Annotated in this window: 14 protein-coding genes; 9 read left to right on the plus strand and 5 right to left on the minus strand. The window is 59.6% G+C overall.

The annotated features are described in order from the left end of the window. Positions 1-76 precede the first annotated feature (76 nt). Both ACW9IR_RS13540 and ACW9IR_RS13545 read left to right on the plus strand, forming a co-directional pair. Positions 77-1,729, plus strand: a complete 1,653-nt coding sequence (locus tag ACW9IR_RS13540; protein WP_457463653.1) for a GMC family oxidoreductase — start codon at positions 77-79, stop codon at positions 1,727-1,729. A gap of 139 nt (positions 1,730-1,868) precedes the next feature. Next, positions 1,869-3,491, plus strand: coding sequence for an MFS transporter (locus ACW9IR_RS13545; protein WP_457463655.1), 1,623 nt, complete (start codon positions 1,869-1,871; stop codon positions 3,489-3,491). A gap of 55 nt (positions 3,492-3,546) precedes the next feature. On the opposite strand, the gene ACW9IR_RS13550 is transcribed toward ACW9IR_RS13545, so the two are convergent. Continuing rightward, positions 3,547-3,915 (minus strand): DUF427 domain-containing protein, encoded by a 369-nt coding sequence (locus tag ACW9IR_RS13550; protein ID WP_095120295.1) that lies wholly within the window; start codon positions 3,913-3,915, stop codon positions 3,547-3,549. A 291-nt stretch (positions 3,916-4,206) separates the two neighbouring features. Continuing rightward, on the minus strand, positions 4,207-5,613 hold the full coding sequence (locus ACW9IR_RS13555) for a serralysin family metalloprotease (protein ID WP_457463657.1): 1,407 nt from the start codon (positions 5,611-5,613) through the stop codon (positions 4,207-4,209). A gap of 277 nt (positions 5,614-5,890) precedes the next feature. Here ACW9IR_RS13555 and ACW9IR_RS13560 point away from each other — a divergent pair, with 277 nt between their 5' ends. From ACW9IR_RS13560 to ACW9IR_RS13570, 3 genes are all read left to right on the plus strand, one after another. Next, positions 5,891-7,837, plus strand: coding sequence for a DNA topoisomerase III (locus tag ACW9IR_RS13560; protein WP_457463659.1), 1,947 nt, complete (start codon positions 5,891-5,893; stop codon positions 7,835-7,837). Between the two features lie 48 nt (positions 7,838-7,885). Continuing rightward, positions 7,886-8,389, plus strand: a complete 504-nt coding sequence (locus ACW9IR_RS13565; protein ID WP_110720483.1) for a GNAT family N-acetyltransferase — start codon at positions 7,886-7,888, stop codon at positions 8,387-8,389. A gap of 510 nt (positions 8,390-8,899) precedes the next feature. Then, positions 8,900-9,229, plus strand: a complete 330-nt coding sequence (locus ACW9IR_RS13570) for a hypothetical protein (protein ID WP_093437124.1) — start codon at positions 8,900-8,902, stop codon at positions 9,227-9,229. A gap of 342 nt (positions 9,230-9,571) precedes the next feature. On the opposite strand, the gene cynR is transcribed toward ACW9IR_RS13570, so the two are convergent. After that, complete coding sequence (gene cynR, locus ACW9IR_RS13575; RefSeq protein WP_457463662.1) at positions 9,572-10,459, minus strand: transcriptional regulator CynR; 888 nt, start codon at positions 10,457-10,459, stop codon at positions 9,572-9,574. Between the two features lie 121 nt (positions 10,460-10,580). On the opposite strand from cynR, the gene cynS reads away from it, so the two are divergent. The 3 genes from cynS (at position 10,581) to ACW9IR_RS13590 (ending at position 12,038) form a co-directional block, all read left to right on the plus strand. Continuing rightward, on the plus strand, positions 10,581-11,048 hold the full coding sequence (cynS, locus tag ACW9IR_RS13580) for a cyanase (RefSeq protein ID WP_457463664.1): 468 nt from the start codon (positions 10,581-10,583) through the stop codon (positions 11,046-11,048). A gap of 81 nt (positions 11,049-11,129) precedes the next feature. Further along, positions 11,130-11,366: a DUF2790 domain-containing protein gene (locus tag ACW9IR_RS13585; protein WP_095111547.1), complete on the plus strand. Its 237-nt coding sequence runs from the start codon at positions 11,130-11,132 to the stop codon at positions 11,364-11,366. 12 nt (positions 11,367-11,378) lie between these two features. Continuing rightward, on the plus strand, positions 11,379-12,038 hold the full coding sequence (locus ACW9IR_RS13590; protein WP_457463666.1) for a carbonic anhydrase: 660 nt from the start codon (positions 11,379-11,381) through the stop codon (positions 12,036-12,038). 122 nt (positions 12,039-12,160) lie between these two features. On the opposite strand, the gene ACW9IR_RS13595 is transcribed toward ACW9IR_RS13590, so the two are convergent. Then, the gene (locus ACW9IR_RS13595) at positions 12,161-13,663 is read right to left on the minus strand and encodes an aldehyde dehydrogenase family protein (RefSeq protein WP_457463668.1); all 1,503 of its coding nucleotides are present in this window, start codon (positions 13,661-13,663) and stop codon (positions 12,161-12,163) included. Positions 13,664-13,842: 179 nt separating this feature from the next. After that, complete coding sequence (glsB, locus tag ACW9IR_RS13600; RefSeq protein ID WP_034152462.1) at positions 13,843-14,751, minus strand: glutaminase B; 909 nt, start codon at positions 14,749-14,751, stop codon at positions 13,843-13,845. A gap of 138 nt (positions 14,752-14,889) precedes the next feature. On the opposite strand from glsB, the gene ACW9IR_RS13605 reads away from it, so the two are divergent. After that, positions 14,890-15,378, plus strand: coding sequence for a GFA family protein (locus tag ACW9IR_RS13605; RefSeq protein WP_102902038.1), 489 nt, complete (start codon positions 14,890-14,892; stop codon positions 15,376-15,378). Positions 15,379-15,454: the final 76 nt, after the last annotated feature.

A 15,454-nucleotide genomic window follows, 5' to 3' on the forward strand; every position in this document is an offset into this window, starting at 1 on the left:
GCAAAAACTAACATTCTTTTAACGAAAGCTAACAACTAGAGTGTCCGACAATAAAAACAAAAAGCGAGGTCAGGGAATGCAGACTTCCCTCGATGAATACGACTACATCGTGGTCGGCGCCGGCCCTGCCGGGTGCTTGCTGGCCAATCGACTGTCGGCAGATCCGCAGCAGCGCGTGCTGTTGCTCGAAGCCGGCGGGCGCGACAACTATGCGTGGATTCACATTCCTGTCGGTTACCTGTTCTGCATCGGTAACCCGCGCACCGACTGGTGCTTCAAGACCGAACAACAACCGGGCCTCAACGGCCGCGCGCTGAGCTATCCGCGCGGTAAAGTGCTGGGCGGTTGTTCGTCCATCAACGGCATGATCTACATGCGCGGCCAGGCCAACGACTACGATGGCTGGGCGGCCGAGGGCAATCCGGGCTGGGCCTGGAACGACGTGCTGCCGCTGTTCAAACAAAGCGAAAACCATTTTGCCGGCGCGGCTGAATTTCATGGCGCCAAGGGTGAATGGCGGGTCGAACAACAGCGGCTGTCATGGCCGATTCTGGATGCCTTTCGCAGTGCCGCCGAGCAAAGCGGCATCGCCAGCATCGATGACTTCAATCAGGGCGACAACGAGGGTTGCGGCTACTTTCAGGTCAATCAGAAATCCGGCGTGCGCTGGAACGCAGCGAAGGCGTTTTTGAAACCGGTGCGTGACCGAGCCAATCTGACAGTGCTGACCGGGGTTGAGGTGGATCGTGTGCTGCTAGAGGACGGTCGCGCAACAAAAGTCAGTGCGCGCCACGAAGGTCAGACCAAGCAGTTCAAGGCGCGCAAGGAGATCGTCCTGTGTGCCGGCGCGGTCGGATCACCAAGCATTTTGCAGCGCTCCGGGATTGGCCCGCGCCCACTGCTCGAACGCCTCGGTATCGGCGTGATTCATGAGCTGCCAGGCGTCGGCGGCAACCTGCAGGATCACCTGCAATTGCGCCTGATCTACAAACTGGAAAATGCGCGCACGTTGAACCAGATCGCCGGCAGCGTGTGGGGCAAGATGGGCATGGGTCTGCGTTATCTGTATGACCGTAGCGGGCCGCTGTCGATGGCGCCGAGTCAGTTGGGCGCGTTTGCGCGGTCGGGGCCGGAGCAGACCTCGGCGAATCTTGAGTACCACGTGCAGCCATTGTCGCTGGAGCGTTTTGGCGAACCGTTGCACAGTTTCCCTGCCTTCACCGCTTCGGTGTGCGATCTGCGTCCACAGAGTCGTGGACGCATCGACATTCGTTCGGCGGATCCACAGGAAGCGCCGCTGATTCAGCCCAACTATCTCAGTCATCCTGAAGATCTGCGCGTGGCAGCGGATGCGATTCGCCTGACCCGGCGCATCGTCAGCGCCCCTGCCCTGCACGCGTTCAAACCGGTGGAATATCTGCCCGGTGCCAGCCTGCAAAGTGAAGAAGAATTGCAGCAAGCAGCAGCGAAAATCGGCACAACGATTTTCCACCCGGTAGGCACCTGCCGCATGGGCAATGACGGCGATGCGGTGGTCGATGCGCAACTGCGCGTCCACGGCGTGCCCGGTTTGCGCATTGCCGATGCGTCGATCATGCCGTGCATCACCTCGGGGAACACCTGTTCGCCTACGCTGATGATTGCCGAGAAGGCTGCACAACTGATCCGCAATTCCCAAGCTGTAAACACAACCCCTGTAGAAGTGAGCCTGCTCGCGATGACGGAATAACATTCAACATCTGCGTTGGCTGATACACCGCTATCGCGAGCAGGCTCACTCCTACAGGGGGCCGCGTTTGATTCAAGGCATCACCCGGACACGCAACACCAGTGGAACAACAAAAACAATCACTGTGAGGGATACCGATATGTCAGAACACGTTCAGCCGCTGAACGCCGTGCGCAGCGTCGAGACCAGCCCGGACACACGCAAAGTCATCTTCGCTTCATCACTGGGGACGGTGTTCGAGTGGTATGACTTCTTCCTCTACGGCGCCCTTGCGGCGGTGATCAGCAAGCAGTTTTTCGCCGGGGTCAACGACACCACCGCGTTCATTTTTGCGCTGATGGCCTTCGCCGCCGGCTTTATCGTGCGGCCGTTCGGGGCGCTGGTGTTCGGTCGGTTGGGGGACATGATCGGGCGCAAATACACCTTTCTCGCGACGATCATTTTGATGGGCGTAGCGACCTTCTGCGTCGGTCTGCTGCCGACCTACGCCAGCATCGGCATCGCCGCGCCGATCATTCTGGTGGTGCTGCGCATGCTGCAGGGCCTGGCGCTCGGCGGTGAATACGGCGGCGCTGCGACCTATGTGGCCGAGCATGCGCCAATCGGCAAACGCGGTTTCCACACCAGCTGGATTCAGTCCACCGCGACCCTCGGCCTGTTGCTGTCGCTGCTGGTGGTACTCGGTTGCCGCTACTTCACCGGCGATCAGTTTGAAGTCTGGGGCTGGCGGATTCCGTTCTTGCTGTCGATCGTGCTGCTGGGCATTTCCACTTGGATCCGCCTGAGCCTGCACGAGTCGCCGGCGTACCTGAAAATGAAAGAGGAAGGTAAAACCTCGAAAGCGCCGATCCGCGAATCCTTCGGCAAATGGGAGAACCTCAAAGTCGTGCTGATCGCCCTGTTCAGCATCAACGCCGGGCAAGCGGTGACCTTCTACGCGGCGCAGTTCTATGTGCTGTTCTTCCTCACCCAGTTCCTGAAAATGGACCCGGCGGTGGCCAACACTTTGTTGATCATCAGCGTGGTCATCGGCGCACCGTTCTTCATCTTTTTCGGCTGGCTGTCAGACAAGGTCGGGCGTAAACCGGTGCTGATGCTGGGCTTGCTGCTGGCCACGGCGCTGTACTTCCCGATCTTCAAATCCCTCGCCCACTACGCCAACCCGGCGATTGATCAGGCCAGCCGTCAGGCACCAATCACCGTGCTGGCAGATCCGGCGACCTGCACCTTCCAGTTCGACCCGGTCGGCAAAGCCAAATTCGACAGCCCGTGCGACAAGGTCAAAACCTTCCTGGTCAAGCAAGGCCTGCCCTACTCCAGCGCCGCTGCGCCTGCTGGCAGCGCCGTACAAGTGAGCGTCGGCGACGTCAAACTCGACGGCTTCGACGAGGCCGCCCTGCGCGGCGCGATCACCCTCGCCGGCTACCCGCAACAGGCCGATCTGCAGCAGATCAACAAACCGATGATCGTCGCCCTGATCGTTGCGCTGATCATCATCTCGGCCATGTGCTACGGCCCGCTGGCAGCGCTGATGGTCGAACTGTTCCCGACGCGCATTCGCTACACCTCGATGTCGCTGCCGTACCACATCGGCAACGGCTGGTTTGGCGGGTTCCTGCCGACGGTGTCGTTTGCGCTGGTGGTGTACACCGGGGACATCTTTTACGGGCTGTGGTATCCGGTGTTGATTACCGGGGTGAGCCTGGTGGTGGGGATGATCTGTTTGCGTGAGACGAAGAATATCGATCTCGACAAGAACTGAAACTCAACCAGAAAAATCAATCGGCGAGGGCTTTGACCCTCGCCGTTTTTTTTGCTCAGGCATCAGCCTTGATCACTTCGAACTTCACCTGATCCGGATAAAACGCCACGTAGTCCTTTATCGGCCCGACCGATATTTTCGGTTTCTCATAAGTCCACACCGCGTTCGCCCCCTCATGCCCAGGCACTTGCAGGCTGAAGTAGTTGGCGTCGCCCTTGTACGGGCAATAACTGGTGTGGTCGGTGCGGGCGAAATACTTTTCGTCGATGTCTTCGCGGGGGACGTAATAGACCGGCGGGTAGTTGGCTTCGTTGAGGATCAGTACGTGGGAGGACGCGGCGACCTGGATGCCGTGGAATTTAACTATCAGGCAGCCGGGAAGTTGTTCGAGGGTGATGACGGGACTGGGGCCGGAGGTTTTCATGGGGGGTTCTCCTGGATACGGCGAAGAGACCGGTTCAGGTATAGCGCATTGGTGCGGGTTGGGGTGGGTTTGCAGCCGAACGGCCCTTCAACATCAAAAGCCCCTCACCCTAGCCCTCTCCCGGAGGGAGAGGGAACTGACCGAGTTGTCTGGCGAAATCCATCGACCTGAAAAATCGAGTCGATTATGGATTCAAAGCCAATCGTTCAAGTCGGTGAATTTCGCCAATATCCCCCAATCGGTCCCCTCTACCTCTGGGAGAGGGTTAGGGTGAGGGCCGCTTTTCAGGCATCACGCAACAATATCAGTCGCCACCGCCTGCCCCACCACACCCACAGCAAAGTCCACCGCCCCCTGCCCCGTCAGATCAACCATCAGGCTGGTCTGATTGGTTTGCGCGAAGTAGGTCAGGACCGCATCGCCCGCATGCCCAGTGAAGCCGCTGACGAAGTTCAGCGATGCTGCGCCAGTCGCAAATCCGGCGATCCCCGACAGATCGATCTTGTCCAGGCCGCTGGTGAAATCCATGATCCAGTCCGGCGCCGTCATGGTCGAATCGCTGGCAGCACCAAACACAAAAGTGTCTGCACCTGCACCACCCCACAAGGTATCGCCACCGCCACCACCGTAAATGATGTCATTACCTGCACCGCCGATCAGTTCGTTGGCAACGGCGTTGCCGATCAGCAGGTCATTGCCTGAACCGCCGATGGCATTTTCCACGGTCACGCCGTGCGCGATGGACACGTTACCGACCAGACCGCCAACATCGGAGAACGAGCCTTCATTGAGGTTGATCTTCTGGTTCTGGCTGAAGCCGGAGAAATCCAGCGTGTCGTTGCCGCCGCCATCCCACACCGAGAAAACCACTTTGGAGGACGCCGAAGTGGCGCTGTAGAAATCGCGCTCGGCGTTGGAGTTGAAACCGTAGGTGGTGTCATCGGCGCGGGTCGCGTAGTTGGCGCCATAGAGTTTTTGCACAGCAACAATATCGTCCAGCAACGGTGCCGAGGCGTACGCGCCGCTGCCGTCCTTGCTGAAGTTCTGGTCGGTGTTGGCTTCGCTCCAGTAGCTCATCAGGCTGTAGCCGCGGGTGTCTTCGGCGTACTTGGCATCGTTGTAGGTCGGGTTGCCGTTGCCGGCGTTGTAGGCGCCCGGATGCGACAAGCCGAGGGTATGACCGATCTCGTGGGTCAGGGTCTGGCGCCCGTAGTTGTTGGTGTCCGGGGTTTTGTTGACCTGATATTGATCGTTGATCAGGTACCACGACTGACCGTCATAGCTGCCGCCGCTCGGCAGGTAAGCGAACGCTGCGCCACCGGTGCTGACATCGTAGTTACCGAAGGTCATGTGGCCATCGCCGCCCTTGCCTTCAGTGAAGGTAACGTTGGCGACGTCGGCCCAGGATTGCATGGCCAGCACGGCCTGAGCCTTTTGCTGGGCGCTGAATTCGCTGAAGTTGCCCAGTTTGACGTTGTAGTTCGCCGGTTTCTCGGTCAGGAAGGTGTAACTGAGGTCGATCTTGCCGTCAGCGTTCTTGTCGCCCCACGACAGGCCTTTGCGCAGGATTTCATCCGCAGCCTGGTCGGCAGTGAATGAGGGTTTGCCATTGACCAGCCCGACACCACGGTCATACAGGTGGCTGAACGTATCGATTTCGTCGAAGGCGCTGCTGGTTTTCGATTTGGCTTGAGCCATGATGGACTTCCTTGTTTCTGAGTAGTCAGTGTCGACAGACCACGGCGATCTTCTGGCGAGATCGTCCTGTCACTCGCGTGTGTGAATCGGCAAAAAACCTGACACAGGCGCAAACCGGGCGCTAATCAATTTCTCGATAGCCGGACCTGCGTCCCTGTATTGCCCGTCACCTGCTGCAATGCTTTTTATCTGTATATCCATACAGATAAAAGTTGCCCCTGAGGCCAAGTCCGGCCATTCTGTGCACCTGTTCCGACCTTGATCGACGATGGTGGTTATGCGGCTGTACCTCTGTGAAAAACCCTCCCAGGCCAAAGATATTGCGGCCGTGCTCGGCGCCAAGCGTCGGGGCGACGGTTGCTGGCTGGGAACGGACGTCACGGTGACCTGGTGCATCGGCCACTTGCTCGAAACCGCGCCGCCGGATGCCTATGACGCCCGCTACAAGCGCTGGGTGCTGGCCGATCTGCCGATCATTCCGGACAAGTGGAAAATGACCGTCAAGCCGCGCACCGCCAGCCAGTACAAAGCGGTCAAGCGCCTGCTCGGCGAGGCCAGCGAGCTGATCATCGCCACCGACGCCGACCGTGAGGGCGAGATGATCGCCCGGGAACTGGTCGAGCATTGTCGTTATCGCGGGCCGATCCGCCGCTTGTGGCTGTCGGCGCTGGACGAAGCCTCGATCCGCAAGGCCCTGGCCGCGCTGAAACCGGGGGCCGAGACCTTCAGCCTGTATCACTCGGCGCTGGGCCGCTCGCGGGCGGACTGGCTGATCGGCATGAACATGAGTCGGCTGTTCACACTGCTGGGGCGACAATCGGGTTATCAAGGGGTGTTGCCGGTAGGCCGGGTACAGACGCCGACCTTGCGCCTGGTGGTCGATCGCGACCGCAGCATCGCCGATTTCGTGCCGGTGCCATTCTGGGCGATCGATGTCGATCTGCTGCACAACGACATTCCGTTTACCGCACAGTGGCGGGCGCCGTCGGATGTCTGTGACGATCAGGAGCGCTGCCTGAATCAGGCGCTGGCCCAGCAAGCAGCGGCTGCGATCAGCAGCGCTGCGAGTGCTCGAGTGATCAAGCTGAAAACCGAGCGCATGCGTGAAGTGGCGCCGCTGCCCTTCGATCTCGGCACCTTGCAGGAAGTCTGCTCGAAAAAGCTCAGCCTCGGCGCGCAGGAAACCCTCGACATTGCTCAGGAGCTCTACGAAACCTACAAAGTCATCACTTACCCGCGCAGTGATTGCGGCTACTTGCCGCTAAGCCAGCACAGTGAGGCGCCGGGGATTCTTGCGGCATTGCGTCAGGCCGACTCGAGTCTTGACGCACTGCAAGGCCATCTCGACCCCCAGCGCCGCTCACGAGCCTGGAATGACGCCAAGGTCAGTGCTCACCACGGCATTATTCCTACCGCCGCCGCGAAGAACCTTGATCGTCTGAGCGGCAAGCACCGCGCGGTCTACACCCTGATTCGCGCACGCTATCTGGCGCAGTTTCTGCCCAATCACGAATACGATCGCACCCAGGCCGACTTCGATTGCGCCGGTGAAGCGTTGCGCGCCGTCGGCAAACAAATCATCGAGCCGGGCTGGAAACGCGCATTGCCCGAAGCACTGGCAGCGGCGAAGGGCCGCGAAGCACCCGCACCGCAAACCTTGCCGGCCCTGAGCCAAGGCGTCGAATGCGCCATCGCCGCAGTGAAGTTCAAGGATCTGTGGACGCAACCACCGAAACCCTACACCGAGGGCGATCTGATCAAGGCGATGAAAAACGTCGCCAAACTGGTCGAGGATCCACTGCTCAAACAGAAACTCAAGGACACCACCGGTATCGGCACCGAAGCCACCCGTGCCTCGATCATTCAGGGCTTGCTTGACCGTGGTTATCTGGTGAAAAACGGCAAGGCCCTCGCCGCCACCCCAGCCGCGTTCAGCCTGATCGACGCGGTGCCCCGCGCAATTGCCGACCCCGGCACCACGGCGATCTGGGAGCAGGCGCTGGACATGGTGCAAAGCGGCGAAATGAGTCTTGAAGAGTTCGTCACCAAACAAGCGGCATGGATGAGCAAACAGGTGACGCGCTGCTCGAGCCTCAGCCTGACCATCAGCGGCCCGCCGCCGGCCGGCAAAGCGGCGGCACCGTGGAAGAAGAAACGCAAATCATCGACCCGCAGCAAAACCACAGGTACAACCAAACGCGCGCCGAAAGCAGCAGGCAAATAAAACCCGCTAGTGTTTCTGCAAGGCTCAGCACTTTCAGGAACCCGGCGCATGGCCAATATCGAACTGCACCCCGCTCAGCGCGATGAGCTGGAAGTCATCGAAAACCTCATGCAGTTCTATATGTACGACTTCAGCGAATGGCTGCCGCTGAAGCTCGCTCCGCATGGTTTCTTCTCCATCCAACCGAAATCCGACTACTGGCGCCACCCGGCCACCCAACCATTTCTGATTCAGGTCGACGGCGAACTGGCCGGTTTCGTGACCGTCGATAACGAAATCCACATTCCCGGTGCCGAACACAACATCGGCTACTTTTTCATCGCGCGACGCTTTCGTGGCCAAGGCGTCGCGCAGTTTGTCGTCTCTGCCCTCTTGAGCCAGATCCCCGGTCAATGGCAGATTTTCCATATCGACGCCAACCTGCCGGCCCAGTGCTTCTGGGCCAGGCTGATTCCGTTACTGAGCGACGGCCACTTCACCCTGCAGCAGCGCGAAGTAGACGGTTATGCGTGCACCTTCTACGGGCTGCGCACGCCTTTTTCCGTTGTCTGAACGGATTCTTTCTCATTCCAAAACAGCTTTGTCCGACAATATGTAGTGAGCAAAAATAATCACTACAAAACCGTTGACGGCATCGTTTTGCTTTTGCATGATGAAGACGTTCCCCGATCGGGAACATCGGTAACACGCTTGAGCAAACTCGTCTGACCGCCGAGTTGTTTTTTCCGGATACACGCTGCCCACAAGGCAGATTGAAGAAGCTGACCTGGCCTGAACGTCCAGTACAAGGACGAGAAGCGCTGGCGAAAATTCTCAAGACGCTTGTGGTCGACACGGTAAATGTCGTCAAGGAGCCTCCCGGTTTTCGCTGCTTCTCCTCGTTGTGACGCTATTGCGTAGCAGTTATTCAACACGACTACATGCAACAGATGCACGACCCCGTACTTCACACGGGCGAGCGCTGACGTCCTGGTTTCGGTGCCAGGGATCAACTAACCGATGGGCTACCTGTATTAGCGAATCAACTTTGAAAGATCACCAGACTGGTCAAGGGGCAAAATCATGAATCTGAACAATCAACCTACTATCGAAGAACTGGCTCGTATGTTCGCTGCGCAGAAAGACAGCCACGACAGCCATATTCTGTGGATCAGCAAGTCGGGTCAGGTACATATCGACTGCCTGGCGACCCATGCTGACGAAGACGAGTTCGACCGCAATCATCAGAACCTGCTGGCCCGCCTGAAGATGTATCGCCGTGGCCACGGTTATGTTGGCAAGAAGGCTGCGGCCGACAAGGACTTCATCGGGAATGTTCTGCAAACGCTGAAACAGGCGTGGGATTCGATGCAGAACAAGAATGAAGTTCGGGTGATTGATCGGTTCTGCTGAGTTAGTCATTAAATAATTGAAAGGCCTGCTTCCTTAAAGGAAGCAGGCCTTTTTTTGTTCGCTTGCATTGATTTGGCGTGGCTGGAATTGTAGCCCCTCACCCCAGCCCTCTCCCCAGCCCTCTCCCGAGGGAGAGGGAGCCGATTTGTGCTGCGCTCAAAATTTTAGTTCGGCTCAAAATTTTCAGGTCGACGTAAATTGCACAAAAACCTCGGTCAGCCCCTCCCGAGGGAGAGGGAGCCGATTTATAGTGCTTTCAGAACCTGAGTTCGACTCAGGTTTCTCAGGTCGGCGTAGATCGCACAAAAACCTCGGTCAGTCCCCTCTCCCTCTGGGAGAGGGTTAGGGTGAGGGGCTTCCCATGTCCAACACCATTTCAGCAAACGCCACCGCCGCCGCACTGTGATAATTATTGCGCCGCCGCAACAACGCCGCCCCACGCTGCGGCGCATCACTCTCGACGCGCAACCTGCGCAACGCCCGATCCTCGGTGGCAATCGCTTCCGGCAACATGGTTGCTATCGGCGAATGACGCACCACTTCCAGCAACGTACTCACCGAATTCACCTCGATCCGCACCTGCGGCGTAATCCCCTGCTGACGGAAATACTCGTCCACCGATAACCGCGTAATAAAGTCCGGCGCCAACAAAGCGAAATCCAATGAAGCGATATCCTCCGGTGTCAGCACCGCCACACTGTCATACAGCGGATGCTCCCGCCCGACCATAATCCCCAGCGTTTCGGTAAACGCCGGAATGCACTCAATCTCAGGACTGCGCACCGGCGTAAACGCAATCGCAATATCCAGCGAGTCATCCGCCAGCCCCGCCTCGATGTCGTCCATCGACAGCTCGAAAATCTGTAAATGAATCCCCGGATACCGCGCGGCAAAATCGCGCACCAACGGCCCGACCAGATACGCCATGAACGTCGGCGTCATCGCCAGACGCAACGTCCCGCGGGACAAATCCTTCACGTCATGCAACGCGCGCTTGCCCGCCTCCAGTTCCACCAGCACCCGCCGTGCGCACTCGATGTAGGCCTCGCCGGCATCCGTCGGTTTGACCGTGCGCGAGGTGCGATCAAACAGGCTCACCCCCAGGGTTTCCTCCAGTTGGCGAATCTGCTGCGACAGGGTCGGCTGCGACACATGCAACGCCTCGGCGGCACGGGTGAAGCCGCCGTGATCGGCGACGGCCAACAGATAACGCAAATGTCGCAGCAGCATGGGAAACACCATCTATAGGCAGGGCTTATGCCAAGCATTGTATATCGGTCTTGGACGCTATGGATCAATCAGCAGAAGATCAATCCCACACAGCAAGCCAACCCCTGAAAGGAGTGACACCATGCAACAGTCCCACGCCTACAACGACACCAGCCTGGCCCTGACTACCCGCATTCTCGATGCCAAGGCACGCAAAGATCTATCGTGGCAGGATCTGGCCGACGGCACCGACCTGAGCCTGGCGTACGTCACTGCTGCCCTGCTCGGCCAGCATCCACTGCCGGAAAACGCCGCCCAAGTGGTCGGCGACAAGCTGGAGCTGAGCGCTGAAGACGTCGCGGCGATGCAGATCATCCCCCTGCGTGGCAGCCTCAGCGGCGTACCGACCGACCCGACCATCTACCGCTTCCACGAGATGATCCAGATCTACGGCACCACTCTGAAAGCGCTGGTTCATGAGCAGTTCGGTGACGGCATCATCAGCGCGATCAACTTCAAACTCGACATCAAGAAAGTCGAAGACCCGGAAGGCGGCTCCCGCGCCGTGGTCACCCTCGACGGCAAGTTCCTGCCCCTGCGTCCGTTCTGATCCGCACTGGCCCGCACCCTGCGTGCGGGCCAACACACCTCAAATGGCTACCCGTCATCCAACATATCTGGAGGCTGCCCCATGCAAAAAATTCTGTTGATTCTGGCCCTGCTCGGCGGCATTTGCGCCCAGGCATCTGCCGCTGACGAGGCCGTCGCCTACCGCTACGGCATGCAACTGGACATCGCCCACGTGCTGAGCATTACCCCGGTTGCCGATGTGTGTGGCGTGGTGCCGGTGGAGATGACGTATCTGGACAGCCACGGTGGCAAACACATTCTTCAATACAGCGAATTCGGCAGCGGTTGCTCGAACTGAGAGGACAACACCATGAAAAACCTGATTGATGGCTTCCTGAAATTCCAGAACGAAGCGTTTCCGCAACGCACCGAACTGTTCAAACACCTGGCGACCACACAACAGCCCGGCACCTTGTTCATCACCTGTTCCGACAGCCGTGTCGTGCCGGAACTGCTGACCCAGCAAGAACCCGGCGAACTGTTCGTGATCCGTAACGCCGGTAATATCGTGCCGTCCTACAGCCCGCATCCGGGCGGGGTTTCGGCGACGGTGGAGTACGCGGTGGCGGTGCTTGGGGTGACCGACATTGTGATCTGCGGGCATTCGGACTGCGGTGCGATGACCGCGATCGCAAAGTGCAAATGCATGGATCACCTGCCTGCGGTCAGCGGCTGGCTGCAGCATGCCGAGTCGGCGAAAGTGGTCAACGAGTCACGGCCGCACGCCAATGACGCGGCGAAATTGAGTTCGATGGTGCGCGAGAACGTCATCGCGCAACTGGCGAATATCCAGACCCACCCGAGCGTGCGTCTGGCCCAGGAAAAAGGCCTACTGAATCTGCATGGCTGGGTGTATGACATTGAGACCGGCTCGGTCGATGCGCTGTCCTCGGACCGTCGCACGTTTGTGCCGCTGGCCGAGCAACCGACGACTTGCGCGATCCATGCACAAACCACCCATGCTGCCTGAGCAACTGATCGTTCCCACGCTCTGCGTGGGGATGCCTCCTGAGACGCTCTGCGTCCAGTGACGCTGAGCGTCACGGGCTGCGTTCCCACGCAGAAGCATGGGAACGATCACAGACCACGAGATCAGCGTTTTACTGTGAGATCGATCTGGGTCATGCGGCTACGAACAGTGAACACGCCGTCCCCCGAAAGAATCGCACTGCGCGCAAACAAGCGCCCGCTCTCCCAGTTCGAAAGACCCAGCTCCGGCTTGTTCAACGCATACTGCCCATCGACCCAACGGGTAATGCCATTGCCCACGAACGGCGCATTCACCGCGTTGTAAAAACGCTCCTGCACCTGCGCATCTTCACTGATCAACGACACGGTGAATTGCGGGCTGTAGCGGTTGAACAGCGCAATCGCCTGATCCACATCGTCAACGATCATCAGGCTGACTTCCGGGGTTTCTTCCCATTCCCACTCGCGGCCCAACTCGGACTCTGCCAAGGGTTCTGCCAGTGCCTCGGTCTGATAGCCCTCGGCGCGGTAGACCTCGACCGTCGCGTTCTGCCACTCACTCGGCAAGCAGCCTTCGCTGCCTTCGACGATGTGCAATTTGCAGCCCTGGCCACGCGCAGTACCGGCCTGTTGCAGCGCATCAAGAAACAGCGGCACCAGTTCCGCCGCGCGATCACGCTGGATCAGGCACACGTTGAGCGTGTTGCAGACTTTGCGGTCCAGCGAGTTGCGCACCACGGCGGCGAAGCGTTTGGCATCGGCCGCACGATCCGCGATCAACCATGCGCCACCCGTGCCGTGCAGACTGACGGCGGTGCCGGCCTGCTGGGCAATACTGCCCAACTGACTGACCGCACGACCCGAACCGCGCGCCACGGCCAGCGACAAACGTCGGTCAGCGAACATCGCCCAACCGGCCGCGTGATTGACGCTTTCCACGAGCGACACCGCACCGGCGGGCAGACCGGCATCGGCCAGCGCCGGGTTCAACGCGTGAGTGACGATGGCTTGCGCGGTGCCCAACGCATCGCTGCCGATGCGCAACACGGCGGTGTTGCCGGTGCGCAAGACACCGGCGGCGTCGGCAAACACGTTCGGGCGACCTTCGAAGACAAATGCAACGATGCCCAGCGGCGAAACCACCTGCTCGACCTTCCAGCCGTCGTGCTCGACGCTGCTGATGACTTTACCGCGCGTGGCGGCGGCATCACGCCAGGCGCGCAGGCCAGCGATCATGTCGCGGCGCATGCGCTCATCGGCGAGCAGTCGGGTGGTGGAGCGGCCGCGCGCCTTGGCCCGTTCGATATCGGCAAGGTTGGCGGTTTCGATGTGCGCCCAGCACGCCGGGGTTTCCAGACGCTGCGCGAAGAGATCAAAGAACTGGCTGATGGCCTCATCGGACACCGCCGACAACGCGGTGAATGCCGCTGCCGCACGCTCGATCGCCACGGACGCCGCTTGCTGATCCGCCACGGGGATCAGCAGCAACTCACCACTGACCTGCTCCACCAACAGGTGGTCACCGGGCTGAAAGCGCGCGGCCAGTTCGGGGCTGACCACGGTGACGCGGTTACCAGCGAAAGGGATCGGCGTGCCAGCGACTAGACGTTCGAGCGCAAGAGACATGAAGCGGATTCACCATGCAGAGGGCGGCCGGAAAATGTATAGGAACAGCCTCCCCACAGGCAACACAAAACCAGTGTAGGCCTTCACCTGCTCGCGATAGCGGTGGATCAGATACGCAAATGTTGACTGACACTACGCTATCGCGAGCAGGCTCACTCCTACAGGGATTGGGTTTCAGATCAAAATACTGACCAGCCAATCCGCGAACTGAGCATCTCCAGCGCCGCCATCCCCGCCAGCGAATTCCCCGCCGCATTCAACTCGGGCGACCACACGCACACCGTGAACTGCCCCGGCACCACCGCAACAATCCCGCCACCGACACCGCTCTTGCCCGGCAAGCCGACGCGGTACGCGAAGTTGCCCGCTTCGTCGTACAGCCCGCTGGTGGCCATGATCGAGTTGACCTGCTGGGTTTGCCGACGTGTGAGGATCTGTTCGCCGCTGTGTTTGCAGAACCCGTCATTGGCTAGAAAACAGAACGCCCGGGCCAGATCAATACAGTTCATGCGCAACGCGCAGTGGCTGAAATAGCTGCGCAACACCGCTTCGACGTCGTTGTGAAAGTTGCCGAACGACTGCATCAGATACGCCATCGCCGCATTGCGCGCACGGTGTTGATATTCAGAATCGGCGACTTTGCCGTCGATCATGATCTGCGGGTTGCCGGACAGTCGGCGGACGAAATCGCGCATCGACAGGGTCGGCGCGGCAAAGCGTGACTGGTTGATGTCGCAGATCACCAGCGCGCCCGCGTTGATGAACGGATTGCGTGGCCGACCGCGCTCGAATTCCAGCTGCACCAGCGAGTTGAACGGCTGCCCGGAAGGCTCGTGACCGAGGCGCTCCCAGATCGCTTCGCCGGAATGATCGATCGCCTGCACCAGGCTGAACACCTTGGAAATACTCTGCACCGAGAACGGCGTCTCGGCGTCACCGGCGCAATACATCTCGCCGTCGTTGCCGTACACGGCGATGCCCAGCTGATTGGCCGGCACGGTTCCGAGGGCAGGAATGTAGTCAGCGACCTTGCCCTGCCCGATCAGCGGGCGGACAGCGTCAAGAATCTCGTTCAACAGCGCTTGCATGCCGGGTTCCGAAGTCTCGCCCCATGGGATTGCGGGGACACTGGGGCTAGACGCTGCGCCCGCCCGTCGAATCACACCGGCCTGCATCGCACTGAATGTTCTAGGCTCAAGCGCACATTCAGAAACCGGAGAGCACCCATGCATCTCGAAGGCTCCTGCCATTGCGGCGAGGTCACGTTCAGCCTCACCAGCGCCCACCCCTACCCTTATCAACGCTGCTACTGCTCGATCTGCCGCAAGACCCAGGGCGGCGGCGGATATGCGATCAACCTCGGCGGCGACGCGACCAGTCTCAAGGTGCGCGGGCGCAAACACATCAGCATTTACCACGCGAAGATGAAAGACGACGGCGACCAGCGCGCCCATCGCAGCAGCGCCGAGCGGCATTTCTGTTCACTGTGCGGCAGCGGCTTGTGGTTGTTCAGCCCGGAGTGGCCAGAGCTGATTCACCCGTTCGCCTCGGCCATCGACACACCGTTGCCGGTGCCGCCGGAGCACACGCATCTGATGCTCGGTTCGAAAGCACCATGGGTGGAAGTCGAGGCTAAATCGAAAGACCAACAGTTCGACGTCTACCCCGAAGAATCCATCGCCCAGTGGCATGAACGCCTCGGTTTGACCCGATAGATCACGGCAAACACAAATCCCCTGTGGGAGCGAGCTTGCTCGCGAAGGCGGCGTTTCAGTCAGTATTGCGTCGACT

The organism is Pseudomonas sp. SDT291_1_S447, assembly GCF_054070155.1.

Bases quoted from the DNA above. Each gene is read 5' to 3' on its own strand.
- ACW9IR_RS13565 (WP_110720483.1), top strand. From the start codon at position 7,886: ATGGCCAATATCGAACTGCACCCCGCTCAGCGCGATGAGCTGGAAGTC.
- ACW9IR_RS13555 (WP_457463657.1), bottom strand. From the start codon at position 5,613: ATGGCTCAAGCCAAATCGAAAACCAGCAGCGCCTTCGACGAAATCGAT.
- ACW9IR_RS13545 (WP_457463655.1), top strand. From the start codon at position 1,869: ATGTCAGAACACGTTCAGCCGCTGAACGCCGTGCGCAGCGTCGAGACC.
- ACW9IR_RS13595 (WP_457463668.1), bottom strand. From the start codon at position 13,663: ATGTCTCTTGCGCTCGAACGTCTAGTCGCTGGCACGCCGATCCCTTTC.
- ACW9IR_RS13585 (WP_095111547.1), top strand. From the start codon at position 11,130: ATGCAAAAAATTCTGTTGATTCTGGCCCTGCTCGGCGGCATTTGCGCC.
- ACW9IR_RS13570 (WP_093437124.1), top strand. From the start codon at position 8,900: ATGAATCTGAACAATCAACCTACTATCGAAGAACTGGCTCGTATGTTC.
- cynS (WP_457463664.1), top strand. From the start codon at position 10,581: ATGCAACAGTCCCACGCCTACAACGACACCAGCCTGGCCCTGACTACC.
- cynR (WP_457463662.1), bottom strand. From the start codon at position 10,459: ATGCTGCTGCGACATTTGCGTTATCTGTTGGCCGTCGCCGATCACGGC.
- ACW9IR_RS13605 (WP_102902038.1), top strand. From the start codon at position 14,890: ATGCATCTCGAAGGCTCCTGCCATTGCGGCGAGGTCACGTTCAGCCTC.
- ACW9IR_RS13550 (WP_095120295.1), bottom strand. From the start codon at position 3,915: ATGAAAACCTCCGGCCCCAGTCCCGTCATCACCCTCGAACAACTTCCC.
- glsB (WP_034152462.1), bottom strand. From the start codon at position 14,751: ATGCAAGCGCTGTTGAACGAGATTCTTGACGCTGTCCGCCCGCTGATC.
- ACW9IR_RS13590 (WP_457463666.1), top strand. From the start codon at position 11,379: ATGAAAAACCTGATTGATGGCTTCCTGAAATTCCAGAACGAAGCGTTT.
- ACW9IR_RS13560 (WP_457463659.1), top strand. From the start codon at position 5,891: ATGCGGCTGTACCTCTGTGAAAAACCCTCCCAGGCCAAAGATATTGCG.
- ACW9IR_RS13540 (WP_457463653.1), top strand. From the start codon at position 77: ATGCAGACTTCCCTCGATGAATACGACTACATCGTGGTCGGCGCCGGC.